Origin of the sequence: Pantoea sp. EKM10T (genome assembly GCF_011800685.1) — a bacterium.
GTDB lineage: Bacteria > Pseudomonadota > Gammaproteobacteria > Enterobacterales > Enterobacteriaceae > Pantoea > Pantoea agglomerans.
On record NZ_JAALEU010000002.1, the window covers coordinates 215,889 to 230,407 of the forward strand.

A 14,519-nucleotide genomic window follows, 5' to 3' on the forward strand; every position below is an offset into this window, starting at 1 on the left:
ACATCCGTGAGTTTGAGGTTGAAAATGTCACTCATCATACCCAATGCCAGATTAACTGGCACCGGACGTGATGATTGGGTTGTTAGCAGACGTAACGTGCAGCTGTCTGATAAACGGTTCAGCGACGCGTGTTAGTAATAAATGAGGCGGCCTGGCCTTCACTGCTCAGGCGCTGTTGCAGCGCAGCCGCTTCGGCGCGGGAGGCGTAACCGCCGAGCTGAACGCGATACACATTGTTGCCCGCGTCTTCTACCTTACCGGGCACGCCATAACGCTGGCTCAGGCTTTTCATCATCTGCTGGGCACGCGTCGGGTCATTCAGCGCACCGACCTGCACTACATATCCATCGGCACCACCACTGCTGGCTGCAGGCGCGGCGCTGGCTGCTGCGGGAGCAGCATTGCTGACTGCCGGTGCGGAACTGGCGGGTGCGGCGGCTGGCGGTTCGTTACCTTCCAGTACGCCGGTCGCTAATGGCTGGGGTGCACCAAGAAAGCCGCTGCTCTGCACCGGCGCGCCCATGTTGTCACCGCTTTGCAGCGTACTGTTGCTGATGGCCTCAACATTTTGCGCAGGCGGCTCTGAGGGGGCTGCGCTGCCGCCGTTCATCACCGCGCCACCACTCAGGTCCGGACGGGCAGGCAGAGAGTAGCTCTGTTTTGCCACGACGGTCCCGATGGTGCCGGGGCCAGAGAGCGAACCGTCTGGGGCGACCTTGATGTAATCAACCCGCACGCGCGAATTGTTGGAGATATTCAGGCGGTCACCGGCAGCCCGCGACAGGTCGATAATGCGTCCTGGCGTGTAAGGGCCGCGATCGTTAACGCGCACCACAATCTGACGGCCATTCGCGATATTGGTCACGCGCACATAGCTCGGCAGCGGCAGAGTAGGGTGGGCCGCGGTCAGTGCATCAGGATCGTAGGCTTCGCCGGTAGCGGTGCGGTTGCCCTGCGCCTCTTCGCCGTACCAGGTGGCCAGGCCGACTTCACTGTAGTTCGACGGATCTTTGATGACGCGATAATTTTTGCCGTTCACGCTGTAATCCTGGCTGGTGCCTGGATTGATCGGCTCATAACGTGGCTCAACGCCTGGAATCTCCACCACCGGTCCATTGTAAGCCGGTTGCGGCGGCGCCGTATTTTGGGGTTCCGGCGTGGTACAGGCCGCCAGAACCAGTGATGCCAGTGCAACGCCAAGCCATTCCTTACGCATCTGCAGCCTCTTAGACACTTTTAGATAACATTTTTCGGTGAGTGTGGATCGACATCACAATGCCAAATCCCGCCATAAGCACGATAAGCGCGGAGCCGCCATAACTGACCAGCGGCAGCGGCACGCCAACTACCGGTAAGATACCACTAACCATGCCAATGTTAACGAAAACATAAACGAATAAAATCAGCATTAAACCGCCCGCCATTACCCGGCCAAAGGTGGTCTGCGCCCGGGCTGCCACAACCAATCCCCGCATGATCAGCAGCAGATAAAGGGCCAGCAGCAGCAGCACGCCAACCAGGCCTAACTCTTCGGCCAGAACCGCAAAGATAAAGTCGGTATGACGTTCCGGCAAAAACTCCAGCTGAGACTGGGTGCCCTGCAGCCAGCCTTTACCGCGCAGGCCTCCTGAGCCAATAGCAATTTTCGACTGGATAATGTGATAGCCCGCACCCAGCGGGTCCGTTTCCGGGTCGAGCAGCATCATCACGCGGTCACGCTGATAATCGTGCATCAGGAAAAACCACAAAATCGGGATAAAGGCGGCGACCAGCAACACGGCTACGCCAATCAGTTTCCAGCTCATACCCGAGAGGAACAGCACAAACAAGCCGGAGGCGGCAATCAGAATTGAGGTGCCGAGATCGGGCTGTGCCGCCACCAGCAGGGTGGGCAGGAAGATCAGAATCAGCGCAATGCCGGTATTTTTCAGCGTCGGCGGACAGACATCGCGGTTGATAAAGCGCGCCACCATTAAAGGCACCGCTATCTTGGCAATCTCAGAGGGCTGAAAACGCACAAAGCCGAGGTCAAGCCAGCGTTGAGCGCCTTTACTGATCTGCCCAAAGGCATCCACCGCCACCAGCAGAATGACGCAGACAATATAGAGATAGGGCGCCCAGCCTTCATAGACGCGCGGCGGTACCTGCGCCAGCACAATCATGATGACCAGCCCCATCGCGATCTGACCGAGTTTACGCTCCATCATGCCGGGGTCCTGACCACTGGCGCTCCAGATCACCACAGCGCTGTAGGTCAGCAGGCCGAGAATGATCAGCATAAACAGCGGATCGATGTGGATGCGCATCCAGATCGAACGTTTCTGCGGACTATCTTGCATCGACATGTTTATTCACCTTCATAACCGGGCGGCACAGGAGCGGCGTCCGGCAGGACTGTATTGTTATCACCCAACATAATGTGATCCAGAATCTGGCGCATGACGGTGCCGACAGCCGGACCGGCGCCACCGTTTTCCAGGATAATGGTCACGGCGACCCGAGGTTTGTCATAAGGGGCAAACGCGGTCATTAATTTATGGTCGCGTAATCGTTCAGCAATTTTATGGGCGTTATAGGTTTCGTTCTCTTTCAGGCCAAAGACCTGCGCCGTACCGGACTTGGCGGCGATTTTATAGGGCGCATCGGCGAAGCTCTTGTGCGCGGTGCCGTTGGGCCGGTTCGCCACGCCATACATGCCATCTTTGGCAATTTCCCAGTAGCCGGAATGGATATCACCAATCGGGGCTTCAGGCGGCTGGCGATAGGGCACCAGGGTGCGGCCTTCGCGGGTGGCGCGCAGCATATGCGGCACCTTGACGACGCCGTCGTTGATCAGAATCATCATCGCTTTGTTCATCTGCAACGGCGTAGCGGTCCAGTAACCCTGTCCGATCCCCACCGGAATAGTATCGCCCTGATACCACGGCTTTTTAAAGCGTCTCTGTTTCCAGTCGCGGGTCGGCATGTTACCGGCGCTCTCCTGCGGTAAATCGATGCCGGTACGGCTGCCGTAACCAAATTTATTCATCCACTCCGACAGACGGTCGATGCCCATGTCATAGGCAACCTGATAGAAGAAGGTATCGGCAGACTCTTCCAGCGCTTTGGTGACGTTCAGACGTCCGTGGCCCCATTTTTTCCAGTCGCGGAAGCGTTTTTCTGAACCGGGAAGCTGCCACCAGCCGGGATCAAACAGGCTGGTATTACGGTTAATCACGCCAGCACTCAGGGCAGAGACCGCCACATAAGGTTTAACCGTCGAAGCCGGTGGATAGGCAGCCTGAATCGCACGGTTATAGAGCGGGCGGTTTTCATCTTCCAGCAGGCCGCGGTAATCCTTACTGGAAATACCGTCGACAAACATGTTGGCGTCATAGCTTGGCGTTGAGACCATGGCGAGGATTTCGCCGGTGCGCGGATCGCTGACCACGACGGCCGCGCGACTGCCCGCCAGCAGGGTCTCGACATATTGCTGCAGTTTGAGATCGATAGTCAGATAGATATCACGGCCTGCCTGAGGGGACTCCTCATGCAGCTGGCGAATGACCCGGCCACGGTTGTTGACCTCAACCTCTTCAAAGCCGGTTTTGCCGTGCAGCAAATTTTCGTAATAGGCTTCAATGCCCAGCTTACCGATGTCGTGCGTCGCGGCGTAGTTAGGCCATATGCCCTCTTTGTCGAGGCGTGCAACGTCACGATCGTTGATTTTTGAGACGTAGCCGACCACATGCGTCAGCGTGGCACCGTAAGGGTAGTAGCGGCGCTGGTAACCTTTAACTTCCACGCCGGGGAAGCGGTACTGATTGACCGCAAAGCGCGCGACCTGCACGTCATTCAGACCGGTTTTAACCGGGATAGAGGTGAACCGACGCGAGCGTTTACGCTCTTTCTGGAAGTTTTCGAGGTCGTCGTCAGTCAGCTCAAGAATCGGGCGTAAGTTTTCCAGGGTCTGTTGCAGATTATCAACTTTTTCCGGAACCAGTTCTGCCTGATAGATGGTGCGGTTCAGCGCCAGCGGCGTGCCGGTACGATCGTAAATTATGCCGCGGCTGGGGGCCACAGGCACCAGTTTGATACGGTTCTGGTTGGAGCGGGTGCTGTAATCATCAAAGCGAAGGATCTGCAGGTGGTAAAGGTTAACCACCAGTACTGAAGAGAGCAGTAAGATACCGACGAAGGCGATAAAGGCCCGACGGACAAAGAGTTTCTGTTCGGCGCTGTAATCGCGAAAGGCGTTGCTTTGTAATTTCATCCGCTACTTGTCATGTCTGATGTGGGCTGATCGGTCATTCACGATGATAAGGATGATTTGTCGTTATGCTCCAGGCCCGATACAGACTTTCGGCTACCAGCACGCGCACCAGCGGATGGGGCAACGTCAATGCTGACAGTGACCAGCTCTGCTCTGCCGCCGCTTTACAGGCGGGGGCCAGGCCTTCAGGCCCGCCAATCAGCAGGCTGACATCGCGACCATCCAGCTTCCAGCGTTCAATCTGCTGTGCCAGCTGCGGGGTTTCCCACGGATGACCAGGAATATCCAGCGTGACGATGCGATTGCCTTTGCCGACCGCCGCTAACATCGCTTCACCCTCTTTTTCAAGAATGCGTTTGATATCAGCATTTTTACCGCGTTTACCTGCGGTCACTTCGGTCAGCTCAAGCGGCATATCTTTCGGGAAGCGGCGCAGATATTCCATAAAACCGGTCTGCACCCAGTCAGGCATTTTCGTGCCGACGGCAACAAGTTGCAGTTTCACCGATTAGCCCCAGAGTTTTTCCAGCTCATACAGCTGGCGACTCTCTTCCTGCATCACATGCACGATGACATCACCCAGATCGACCACGACCCAGTCTGCCGCGCTTTTACCTTCAATGCCTAATGGCATCAGGCCTGCTAAACGCGACTCCTGCTCTACGTGTTCTGCGATCGAAGTCACATGACGCGTGGAGGTGCCGGTGCAGATGATCATGAAATCGGTGATGCTGGATTTGCCCTGAACGTCGATGGTGACAATGTCCTGGCCTTTGAGATCATCAATCTTATCAATAACGAACTCTTGGAGTGCTTTACCTTGCAAAAGGTTCCCCTTGGAATCTGGTGGTAACGAGCCGGCTGTAAGCCCGGAGAGTGCAGCCAAAAAATTAAGCGGCGTAGTATAGCATGCCCGGATCAGTCGCGATATAAGCCTTCGCGGTCGATATAATCGATAACCGCAGCGGGCAACAGATCGTCGCAGGGCTGATTCTGGTGGCGACGGCGGCGAATTTCAGTGGCCGAAATATCATAGAGAGGGGTGTCCGCCAGCCAGATATGGCCTGCGGGCTGCTGATGCAGCTGCCGGATATCCTGAGCGAGGTGTTGCTCAAGCCAGCGCTGCATGTCAGGCGAGTCGAACCGGGTCGGATAGCCGGGGCGCTGGCACACCAGCAGATGGCAGAGTGACAGCAGATCCTGCCAGCGATGCCATTTTGATAAGCTCAGCAATGAATCCTGACCAATAATAAATCCCAGCGGTTGCTCTGCACCGCGTTCGGTGCGCCAGGCTTCCAGGGTGGTCACGGTCCAGGACGGCGTGTCGCGTTCCAGCTCGCGGGTATCGATCTCAAACAGCGGCAGGTCGCGGATAGCGCAGCGCAGCATAGCAACCCGCTGGGCAGCGCTGGCTTCCGGTTGCGGACGATGCGGCGGCACATTGTTGGGCAGCAGCGTTACACGCTGCAGGCCGGTCTGTTGCGCCAGCGCTTCGACCGGGCGCAGATGGCCAAAATGAATCGGATCAAAGGTGCCGCCAAACAGTGCGTGTAACTCAGACATGGGCAAAGCTCGTCGGAAAAGCACGACTGCTGAGCAGCAGCGTCAGGGTCTGTAACTGCGGCCACACCGGCTGTCCATAATCCTGCTTCAGGGTGATTTCAATCTGACTCAGCAGATGAATGGCGCGTTGCAGACGCGTGGCATCCAGTCGTTGCAGCGCGTCGGTAAACAGCGCACGGCGGTTCTGCCAGATGCGCTGCTGATCCATCAGCGTGCGAAGCGGCTGCGCTGTCTGGTGGCGTTGCAGATGCAGCAGCGTCAGCAGATCACGCTGCAGCGTACGCAGCAGTATCACCACTTCGCTCTCTTCTTTCTCCAGCTGATGCAGAATATGCAGGGCGCGGCGGCTTTTTCCCGCCAGCAGGGCATCCACCCAGTGGAAAGGAGTAAAGTGCGCGGCATCACTGACCGCCTCTTCAACCCGGGGCAGGGTCAGCTTGCCGTCGGGCCACTGCAGCGAGAGCCGCTCCAGCGCCTGCGCCAGCGCCAGCAGATTACCTTCATAGCAGTAACACAACAGCTGCACGGCCGCGTCATCCACCGATAATTTCAGCGCCTTAGCGCGATTAACGACCCAGCGTGGCAGTTGCGCCTGTTCAGGCGTCTGACAGGGCACTAATACCGCAGAGGTGGACAACGCTTTAAACCAGGCGCTGTTTTCCTGCGCTTTGGTCAGCTTCGCCATCCGGCAGATCAGCAGAATATCGGCGTGCAGCAACTGTGACAGCTTAACCAGCTGTTCTGCCATCGCGGCGTTGGGGCCATTATCGGGGAATTGCAGCGTCATGGTCTGACGCTGAGCAAACAGACTCAGTGACTGGCAACTGACAAACAGGCTCTCCCAGTCAGTCTGTGCATCCAGCGTAAAACTAAAATGTTCTTCGAATCCCTGCGCGGTTGCGGCGACGCGAATCGCATCTGAACTTTCCTGCAGCAGCAGCGGTTCGTTACCGGCTAACAAATAACAGGCGCGCAGCCCCTCACGGAGCTGCGCGCTGAGTTGCTCAGGATAAATCCTGATCATTGCAGGCTGGTAGCAGAGGAAGTGGGCGCTTCCTGTGAACCCTGACCCGGCACCGGAATCACTGACGCCGGTAAGGTCTCTTTGCTGTTGATCTGCGCGGCGTGTACCGTCAGCAGTTTACGTACCAGCTGCTCAGCAGCACGCTGACGCATCTCCTGCGTAATCAGATCCTGCTCGGCATCTTTTGCCAGCGCAGCGTTAGGGTTATCGAAGAACGAGCGATAAACCGTGGTGCTGATAGGATAGATACCTTTGCCCGGCAGCAGCACCTGTGCGGTGAGGGTCATCACCAACTGATACTCGGCAGTGGTGCCGCTGATAAAGACCGAAGCCGTGTTACGGCCCGAGGATTCAGGCCCCAGGCGCAGCGTCGGAATATCGGTGCGATTCTGTTTGCTGTCTTCAACAATTTTGACATCGTTGATACGCAGCTGCTGACGCACAGTACGCGCCAGCGGCCCATAAGGATCGCCGGTTGAAACAATCAGGGTTTTCAGTTCGCTGGGCACCTGAGTGGTGCCGCGCGGATGAAAACCACAGCCAGCGGTGATCACCACCGCCAGCATGACAAACAGCCTGATAATCGGATGTCGCACAGTTCCTCCTGAACTTAACCTACGACCAGGTTAAGCAGTTTGCCCGGTACATAAATGACTTTACGGATAGTCACGCCGTCCAGATACTTCGCTACCAGATGCTCCTGCGCAGCGCGTGCCTGAACCTGTTCCTGTGTTGCATCGGCTGGCACGGTGATTTTACCGCGCACTTTACCGTTAACCTGAACCACTACCAGCAGCGAATCTTCAACCATAGCGGCTTCATCCGCAACCGGCCAGCTCGCTTCATCGATAGTGCCTTCGCCACCCAGCGTCTGCCACAGAACATAGCAGGCGTGCGGGGTAAACGGATAGAGCAGACGGACGATGGCCAGCAGCGCTTCCTGCATCAGGGCGCGATCCTGCTCGCTTTCCTGCGGGGCGCGTGCCAGTTTGTTCATCAGCTCCATGATCGCCGCAATGGCGGTGTTGAAAGTCTGACGACGGCCAATATCATCCGCCACTTTGGCGATGGTTTTGTGCAGATCGCGACGCAGCGATTTCTGCTCGTCATTCAGGCTCTCCACATCCAGTGCCACGGTCGCACCTTTCTGTGTATGCTCGAAGACCAGCTTCCAGACACGTTTCAGGAAGCGGTTCGCCCCTTCAACGCCCGACTCCTGCCACTCCAGCGTCATATCCGCCGGTGAAGCAAACATCATAAACAGACGCACGGTATCCGCGCCGTAACGCTCAACCATCAGCTGTGGGTCGATGCCGTTGTTTTTCGACTTCGACATTTTGCTCATGCCCGCGTAGATCACTTCGCGGCCCTGCGTATCTGTGGCTTTAACAATGCGGCCTTTCTCATCCCGCTCAACCTCAACGTCAACCGGTGAAACCCAGTTACGCTCGCCGTTGGCACCAAGGTAGTAGAAGGCGTCAGCCAGCACCATGCCCTGGCACAGCAGACGTTTGGCTGGCTCATTGGAGTTCACCAGGCCCGCGTCACGCAGCAGCTTGTGGAAGAAGCGGAAATACATCAGGTGCATGATGGCGTGTTCAATACCGCCCACATACTGATCGACCGGCAGCCAGTAGTTTGCCGCTGCCGGATCCAGCATGCCTTCCTTGTAGCTGGCGCAGGTATAACGCGCGTAGTACCAGGAAGACTCCATGAAGGTGTCAAAGGTGTCGGTTTCACGCAGGGCTGGCTGGCCGTTTACCGTGGTTTTAGCCCACTCCGGATCCGCTTTGATTGGGCTGGTAATGCCATCCATCACCACATCTTCCGGCAGGATCACCGGCAGCTGGTCTTCTGGTGCAGGCATAACGGTGCCATCTTCCAGTGTCACCATCGGGATAGGGGCACCCCAGTAGCGCTGACGGGAGACACCCCAGTCGCGCAGGCGGTAGTTCACTTTACGCACGCCCACGCCTTTTGCCGCCAGCGAATCCGCGATGGCGTTAAAACCGGTGGCGTGATCCATGCCGTTAAACTCACCTGAGTTGAACAGCGCACCTTTGTCAGTCATCGCCGCAATGCTGACATCAGGAATGGAACCATCCAGATTCAGGATGACCGGCTTAATCGGCAGATCATATTTAGTGGCAAACTCCCAGTCGCGCTGATCGTGCGCCGGAACCGCCATCACAGCGCCGGTGCCATATTCCATCAGTACGAAGTTGGCAACCCAGACCGGGATAAGCTCGCCGGTCAGCGGATGAACAACAGACAGGCCGGTCGCCATGCCTTTCTTCTCCATGGTCGCCATATCGGCTTCAGCCACTTTGGTATTGCGACATTCAGCGATAAAGTCAGCCAGCGCCGGATTATTGACCGACGCCTGGGTCGCCAGCGGATGGCCTGCGGCAACGGCAACATAGGTTGCGCCGATAAAGGTATCCGGGCGGGTGGTGTAGACAGTGACCTTCTCTTCGCTGTCAGCCACATCGAAGGTGATTTCGACACCTTCAGAGCGGCCAATCCAGTTACGCTGCATGGTTTTGACCTGCTCAGGCCACTCTTCCAGCGTATCCAGATCGTTCAGCAGCTCCTCCGCATAATCGGTGATTTTGATAAACCACTGCGGGATCTCTTTACGCTCAACTTTGGTGTCGCAGCGCCAGCAGCAGCCGTCGATCACCTGCTCGTTCGCCAGCACCGTCTGATCGTTCGGGCACCAGTTCACGGCAGAGGTCTTTTTATAGACCAGGCCTTTTTCATACAGTTTGGTAAAGAACCACTGTTCCCAGCGATAGTACTCTGGCTGGCAGGTTGCCAGTTCACGACTCCAGTCATAGCCAAAGCCCAGCAGTTTGAGCTGGTTTTTCATGTAGGCGATATTGTCGTAAGTCCACGGCGCCGGAGCGGTGTTGTTTTTCACCGCAGCGCCTTCCGCAGGCAGGCCGAAAGCATCCCAGCCAATCGGCTGTAGTACGTTTTTGCCGAGCATACGCTGATAACGCGCGATTACGTCGCCGATGGTGTAGTTACGAACGTGGCCCATGTGCAGGCGGCCAGAAGGATAGGGCAACATGGAGAGGCAATAGTATTTCTCTTTACCTTCCTGCTCAGTCACTTTAAACGTTTCGTTTTCATCCCAGTGCTGCTGCACACGGGATTCAATTTCTTCCGGGCGGTATTGCTCTTGCATGGCTGCCTGTGGTCCTTTATGAAAAACATTTTTCTGGCTCTAAGATCCGCATAGCATACCCATAAGGCCGCGTATCAACAACACTTCCCACTTTTGCCGGCACGATTTCTGCCGAAAGCGTCAGAGCCTTCACCCTTTTGTAATTCACTGTACAGACGACACGGCAAAAGCAACATTACGACTAAACTTAGTTCAGCGAGGGTCTGCATAAAGGAGAATAAAATGAATAAAGTGGCTCAGGAATATCGCGAGTCGTTAGCCGTATTGACCGAACGTCTTCGTCAGGGCGATCGTAACCTTGATGAGCTGATTGCCGGGCGACGAAGCCAGTTGCTGGTGCGCGATGATATGACGGAACAGGAGATTGACCAGGCGCTCAGCTCAGTGCGCCGTGATCTGGGCGAGTTTGCACGCAGCTACACCGATGTGGAAGAACCGCTGGCGGACTCACTGTTTATGCGCATCATCCGCGAGAGCGTCTGGAAAGAGCTGGCGGATATCACCGATAAAAGTCAGCTGGAGTGGCGAGAGGTCTTCCAGGATCTGCATCATCACGGGGTTTATCAGAGCGGGGAAGTGGTGGGGCTGGGCAATCTGGTCTGTGAGAAATGCCAGTTCACCCGGGCAATCTACACGCCTGAAACGCTGTCACGTTGTCCGGAATGCGGCAACGATCAGTTCCAGCGTCAGCCGTTTGAACCCTGATAGTGCGGCGTAGCTAAATGAAGCGGGCCACCCTGGGTGACCCGCCTGTTCGTCAGGTTTAGTGCAGGATTTTTGCGAGGAAATCTTTAGCGCGCTCAGACTGTGGGTTATTAAAGAAGTCATCTTTGTTGGTGTCTTCGATAATTTTCCCTTCATCCATAAAGATCACGCGATTGGCCACTTTACGGGCGAAGCCCATCTCATGGGTCACCACCATCATCGTCATCCCTTCCTGTGCCAGTTCAACCATCACATCCAGCACTTCGTTGATCATTTCCGGATCCAGCGCGGAGGTAGGTTCATCAAACAGCATCGCGATAGGGTCCATGCAGAGCGCTCGCGCAATCGCCACACGCTGCTGCTGACCACCTGAGAGCTGGCCGGGAAACTTCTCAGCATGGGCGGAAAGACCCACACGCTTCAGCAGCTTCAGCCCTTTATCGCGGGCTGCCGCTTTGTCGCGTTTCAGCACTTTCACCTGCGCCAGAACCAGGTTGTTGATAATGCTCAGATGCGGAAACAGCTCGAAGTGCTGGAACACCATCCCGACCTGGCTGCGAAGCTGCGCAAGATTAGTCTTTTTGTTATTCACCTCGGTGCCGTTCACCGCAATCACGCCCTGCTGAATCGGCTCAAGGCCGTTCACCGTTTTGATCAGCGTTGATTTACCGGAGCCGGACGGGCCGCACACCACCACCACTTCACCGGTTTTGACGTCGGTTGAGCAGTCGGTCAGCACCTGAAAGTGACCATACCACTTAGAAACATTTTTCAGGCTAATCATTTAAACCGTCCTTTTTCTTTTTAGATAGCTGACCAACAGCGATGCGCTCAGGCTGATAACGAAGTAGACCAGACCTGCAAACAGAACCATTTCAACCTGGGTGCCATCACGCTCACCAATGGTGGACGCGGTACGGAAGAAGTCCGCCAGGCTTAAGACATAAACCAGCGAGGTATCCTGGAACAGCACGATACCCTGCGTCAGTAACAGCGGAACCATGGCGCGAAACGCCTGTGGCAGGATGATCAGTCGCATTGCCTGCCACTGCGTCATGCCCAGCGCCAGAGCCGCACTGCCCTGTCCACGCGAGATACTGATGATGCCGGCGCGAATAATTTCAGAGTAGTACGCCGCTTCGAACAGCGAAAAGGCGACCATGGCTGAAATCAGTCGGATATCCGTTTTGGGCGACAGGCCCAGCACCTGCTGCAGAAAACTCGGCACGACCAGATAGAACCACAGCAGCACCATGACCAGCGGCACTGAGCGGAACAGGTTGACGTAAATTTTAGCGAACCAGCTGATAGGCTTAAACGTCGACAGGCGCATCACCGCCAGCAGAGTGCCCCACAGGATGCCGAAGACCACGGCGGTAATCGTGATCTTAAAGGTGATCACTAAGCCATTAAGCAGATAGGGCAGGCTGGGTGTAATCGAACTCCAGTCAAACTCGTACATTACTTGCCTCCCGCATTGCCTGGCAGCCGGACTTTGCGCTCGACCAGACTCATCAACAACATAATCACCAGGTTAATCGCAACGTAGGCCAGCGTAATGGCGGTAAAGGATTCATAGGCGTGGGCAGAATAGTCGAGCAGTTTGCCCGCCTGCGCCGCCATATCGACCAGACCAATGGTGGAGGCGATAGCGGAGTTCTTCACCAGGTTCAGCATTTCCGAGGTCATCGGCGGCACAATCACGCGATACGCATTCGGCAGCAGCACATAGCGATAGGTCTGCGGCAGGGTTAAGCCCATCGCCAGACCGGCATTCTTCTGTCCACTCGGCAGTGACTGAATCGCTGCGCGCACCTGCTCGCAGACGCGGGCGGCGGTAAACAGGCCAAGACAGATCATCGAGGAGAGGAAGAACTGAATGTTGGGATCCAGCTCAGACTTAAACCACATGCCAAGCTTTTCGCCCACCAGCTCGGGCGCCACCAGATACCAGAAGAAGAACTGGACGATCAGTGGGATATTACGAAACAGTTCGACATAGCAGGTGCCAATGGTCGACAGCAGGCGATTAGGCACGGTGCGCAGAATGCCGAAAAATGAACCCACACAGAAGGCGATAATCCAGGCGCAGCAGGAGACGGCAATCGTCACCTGAAAACCGGACCACAGCCAGCCGAGGTAGGTCGTGTTACCGAACGGGGCCTGTTCGAGGAATATGCCCCAGTTCCAATCGATACCCATAACGAGCTCCGGAAAAAAAGGGTAGCTAAGCTACCCTGAAGATTGATGAACGGCGTTTTATTTCCTGACTCAGGGGAACGACCCGTGTCAGTCTGTCTGTCCATGCCGCGGTTTCAGCAATCGAGAGGGCAGCCAGGCCGCCCTTGTTATACCCGTCGTCTTTCAGGCTGCATTTTTGTTGGCTACATTCACTCACCCAAATCACTTACCGGAGTAGGCTCATCGGGAGTCATTTTTCTGCTGCCTCAATGCAATCTGAAATCCATTGGGTATTTTTTTGTTAATTCAGTGCTTTATCATTTGGTGTTTTGAACAGCGCTTTCATGTCATCAGAGAGCTCAAAGTTCATGTTCAGGTTCTTTGGTGGAATCGGCTGTTTGAACCAGGTGTCGAACCATTTTTCTGCCTGGCCAGAGGTCTGGGCTTTAGCAATGGTTTCATCCACCAGCGCTTTGAACTGCGGATCATCTTTACGCAGCATGCAGCCATAGGCTTCTTTTGACTGTGGCGTGCCCAGAATTTCCCAGTTGTCCGGCTTTTTGGCTTTGGCGCGTTCGCCTGCCAGCAGGGCATCATCCATCATAAAGGCCACGGCACGACCGGTTTCCAGCGTACGGAAGGAGTCACCGTGATCTTTTGCGCTGATGATGCGCAGATCCAGTTTCTGTTCGTCGTTGAGTTTGTGCAGCAGCACTTCAGAGGTGGTACCTGAGGTCACCACTACGGTTTTGCCTTTCAGGTCAGCGAAATCTTTGATCGGGCCATCTTTCTTCACCAGCAGACGGGTGCCGATAACAAAAATAGTGTCTGAGAAGGCGGCCTGTTTCTGGCGCTCAAGGTTATTGGTGGTCGAGCCACACTCATAATCGTAGGTGCCGTTTTGCAGCAGCGGAATACGGTTTTGTGAGGTGATCGGGATCATTTTGACCTGCAGATCAGGCTTGTTCAGCTTTGCTTTAATCGCTTCAACGATGGCGTTTGAGTAAGCCTGTGAGTAGCCGACGACTTTTTGCTGGTTGTCATAATAAGAAAAGGGAACTGATGATTCGCGATGCCCGACCACAATGACGCCATTGTCATTGATCTTCTTCAGGGTGCCGCTGAGATCTTCCGCCTGGGCCGCTCCCGCCGCTGCGCTGATCAGCAGAAGAGATAATGCCACTTTGCGTAGTTGCATGTTCCAACTCCTTCGTATGAAAAAGGCACAGGATATAACCTGCGCTGATTATGATGTTGTGTCTGTTTTCTGCTGCGTTTCTGCTCATTCTGCGGTTTAAACGGGCGCAGAAGAGTCATTAACATAGCGGATTGTTAACGCAATGAAACAAAAAAGTTTCTTTTTTGCGAGGTGATACGCACCAAAAAAAGGCAATTTTTTCACCCTGCGCGTTAATGGTGCAGCAGCGTCAATTGTTTTGGTGCAACCCGCCCGGCATCAGCGCCTGCAATCAGCCTGTTTGCGAAAAGCAGTGAAACATTTTGCAATCATCGTGCCAGAAAGAGGTTATGGGTTAGAAAGACAGCAGAGTGTGCGGCGTGGGGAGTGAAAAAAACCGGAGAGTCACCATGAAAAAGGCGAA

At 55.4% G+C, this 14,519-nt stretch carries 14 protein-coding genes; 1 reads left to right on the top strand and 13 read right to left on the bottom strand.

The window, feature by feature from the left end; all coding sequences use genetic code 11:
* Positions 1 to 118 precede the first annotated feature (118 nt).
* The 9 genes from rlpA to leuS form a co-directional block, all read right to left on the bottom strand.
* Positions 119 to 1,216 carry an endolytic peptidoglycan transglycosylase RlpA gene (gene rlpA, locus HFD95_RS04550; RefSeq protein ID WP_167429901.1) on the bottom strand — a complete coding sequence of 366 codons (1,098 nt, stop codon included), beginning with the start codon at positions 1,214 to 1,216 and terminating at the stop codon, positions 119 to 121.
* A 10-nt stretch (positions 1,217 to 1,226) separates the two neighbouring features.
* Positions 1,227 to 2,339, bottom strand: a complete 1,113-nt coding sequence (mrdB, locus tag HFD95_RS04555; RefSeq protein WP_010258973.1) for a peptidoglycan glycosyltransferase MrdB — start codon at positions 2,337 to 2,339, stop codon at positions 1,227 to 1,229.
* Positions 2,340 to 2,347: 8 nt separating this feature from the next.
* Entirely contained in the window at positions 2,348 to 4,252 is a 1,905-nt protein-coding gene (gene mrdA / locus HFD95_RS04560) for a peptidoglycan DD-transpeptidase MrdA (RefSeq protein WP_010258971.1), read from the bottom strand.
* Positions 4,253 to 4,286: 34 nt separating this feature from the next.
* The gene (gene rlmH / locus HFD95_RS04565; RefSeq protein ID WP_010258969.1) at positions 4,287 to 4,757 is read right to left on the bottom strand and encodes a 23S rRNA (pseudouridine(1915)-N(3))-methyltransferase RlmH; all 471 of its coding nucleotides are present in this window, start codon (positions 4,755 to 4,757) and stop codon (positions 4,287 to 4,289) included.
* Between the two features lie 3 nt (positions 4,758 to 4,760).
* Complete coding sequence (gene rsfS / locus HFD95_RS04570; protein ID WP_010258968.1) at positions 4,761 to 5,078, bottom strand: ribosome silencing factor; 318 nt, start codon at positions 5,076 to 5,078, stop codon at positions 4,761 to 4,763.
* 92 nt (positions 5,079 to 5,170) lie between these two features.
* Positions 5,171 to 5,815, bottom strand: a complete 645-nt coding sequence (gene nadD / locus HFD95_RS04575) for a nicotinate-nucleotide adenylyltransferase (RefSeq protein ID WP_022626055.1) — start codon at positions 5,813 to 5,815, stop codon at positions 5,171 to 5,173.
* Positions 5,808 to 6,839, bottom strand: a complete 1,032-nt coding sequence (holA, locus tag HFD95_RS04580; RefSeq protein ID WP_033785459.1) for a DNA polymerase III subunit delta — start codon at positions 6,837 to 6,839, stop codon at positions 5,808 to 5,810. The genes nadD and holA overlap by 8 nt, the downstream gene beginning before the upstream one ends.
* On the bottom strand, positions 6,836 to 7,435 hold the full coding sequence (gene lptE, locus HFD95_RS04585) for an LPS assembly lipoprotein LptE (protein WP_010258965.1): 600 nt from the start codon (positions 7,433 to 7,435) through the stop codon (positions 6,836 to 6,838). The genes holA and lptE overlap by 4 nt, the downstream gene beginning before the upstream one ends.
* A 14-nt stretch (positions 7,436 to 7,449) precedes the next feature.
* Entirely contained in the window at positions 7,450 to 10,032 is a 2,583-nt protein-coding gene (gene leuS, locus HFD95_RS04590; protein ID WP_010258964.1) for a leucine--tRNA ligase, read from the bottom strand.
* Between the two features lie 222 nt (positions 10,033 to 10,254).
* Between leuS and HFD95_RS04595 the strand changes: the two genes are divergently transcribed.
* Positions 10,255 to 10,737, top strand: coding sequence for a zinc ribbon-containing protein (locus HFD95_RS04595; RefSeq protein ID WP_010258963.1), 483 nt, complete (start codon positions 10,255 to 10,257; stop codon positions 10,735 to 10,737).
* A 58-nt stretch (positions 10,738 to 10,795) separates the two neighbouring features.
* Here the strand turns inward: HFD95_RS04595 and HFD95_RS04600 are convergent, their stop codons facing one another.
* The 4 genes from HFD95_RS04600 to HFD95_RS04615 form a co-directional block, all read right to left on the bottom strand.
* A complete protein-coding gene (locus HFD95_RS04600; protein ID WP_010258962.1) occupies positions 10,796 to 11,521 on the bottom strand; it encodes an amino acid ABC transporter ATP-binding protein in 726 nt (241 codons plus the stop codon).
* On the bottom strand, positions 11,522 to 12,199 hold the full coding sequence (gltK, locus tag HFD95_RS04605; RefSeq protein WP_010258961.1) for a glutamate/aspartate ABC transporter permease GltK: 678 nt from the start codon (positions 12,197 to 12,199) through the stop codon (positions 11,522 to 11,524).
* Positions 12,199 to 12,939 (bottom strand): amino acid ABC transporter permease, encoded by a 741-nt coding sequence (locus HFD95_RS04610; RefSeq protein WP_010258960.1) that lies wholly within the window; start codon positions 12,937 to 12,939, stop codon positions 12,199 to 12,201. Before HFD95_RS04610 ends, gltK begins: the two co-directional genes overlap by 1 nt.
* Positions 12,940 to 13,219: 280 nt before the next feature.
* Positions 13,220 to 14,116, bottom strand: a complete 897-nt coding sequence (locus HFD95_RS04615) for an amino acid ABC transporter substrate-binding protein (protein WP_010258958.1) — start codon at positions 14,114 to 14,116, stop codon at positions 13,220 to 13,222.
* Positions 14,117 to 14,519: the final 403 nt, after the last annotated feature.

Bases quoted from the DNA above. Each gene is read 5' to 3' on its own strand.
- rlpA (WP_167429901.1), bottom strand. From the start codon at position 1,216: ATGCGTAAGGAATGGCTTGGCGTTGCACTGGCATCACTGGTTCTGGCG.
- mrdB (WP_010258973.1), bottom strand. From the start codon at position 2,339: ATGCAAGATAGTCCGCAGAAACGTTCGATCTGGATGCGCATCCACATC.
- mrdA (WP_010258971.1), bottom strand. From the start codon at position 4,252: ATGAAATTACAAAGCAACGCCTTTCGCGATTACAGCGCCGAACAGAAA.
- nadD (WP_022626055.1), bottom strand. From the start codon at position 5,815: ATGTCTGAGTTACACGCACTGTTTGGCGGCACCTTTGATCCGATTCAT.
- holA (WP_033785459.1), bottom strand. From the start codon at position 6,839: ATGATCAGGATTTATCCTGAGCAACTCAGCGCGCAGCTCCGTGAGGGG.
- leuS (WP_010258964.1), bottom strand. From the start codon at position 10,032: ATGCAAGAGCAATACCGCCCGGAAGAAATTGAATCCCGTGTGCAGCAG.
- HFD95_RS04595 (WP_010258963.1), top strand. From the start codon at position 10,255: ATGAATAAAGTGGCTCAGGAATATCGCGAGTCGTTAGCCGTATTGACC.
- HFD95_RS04600 (WP_010258962.1), bottom strand. From the start codon at position 11,521: ATGATTAGCCTGAAAAATGTTTCTAAGTGGTATGGTCACTTTCAGGTG.
- gltK (WP_010258961.1), bottom strand. From the start codon at position 12,199: ATGTACGAGTTTGACTGGAGTTCGATTACACCCAGCCTGCCCTATCTG.
- HFD95_RS04610 (WP_010258960.1), bottom strand. From the start codon at position 12,939: ATGGGTATCGATTGGAACTGGGGCATATTCCTCGAACAGGCCCCGTTC.
- HFD95_RS04615 (WP_010258958.1), bottom strand. From the start codon at position 14,116: ATGCAACTACGCAAAGTGGCATTATCTCTTCTGCTGATCAGCGCAGCG.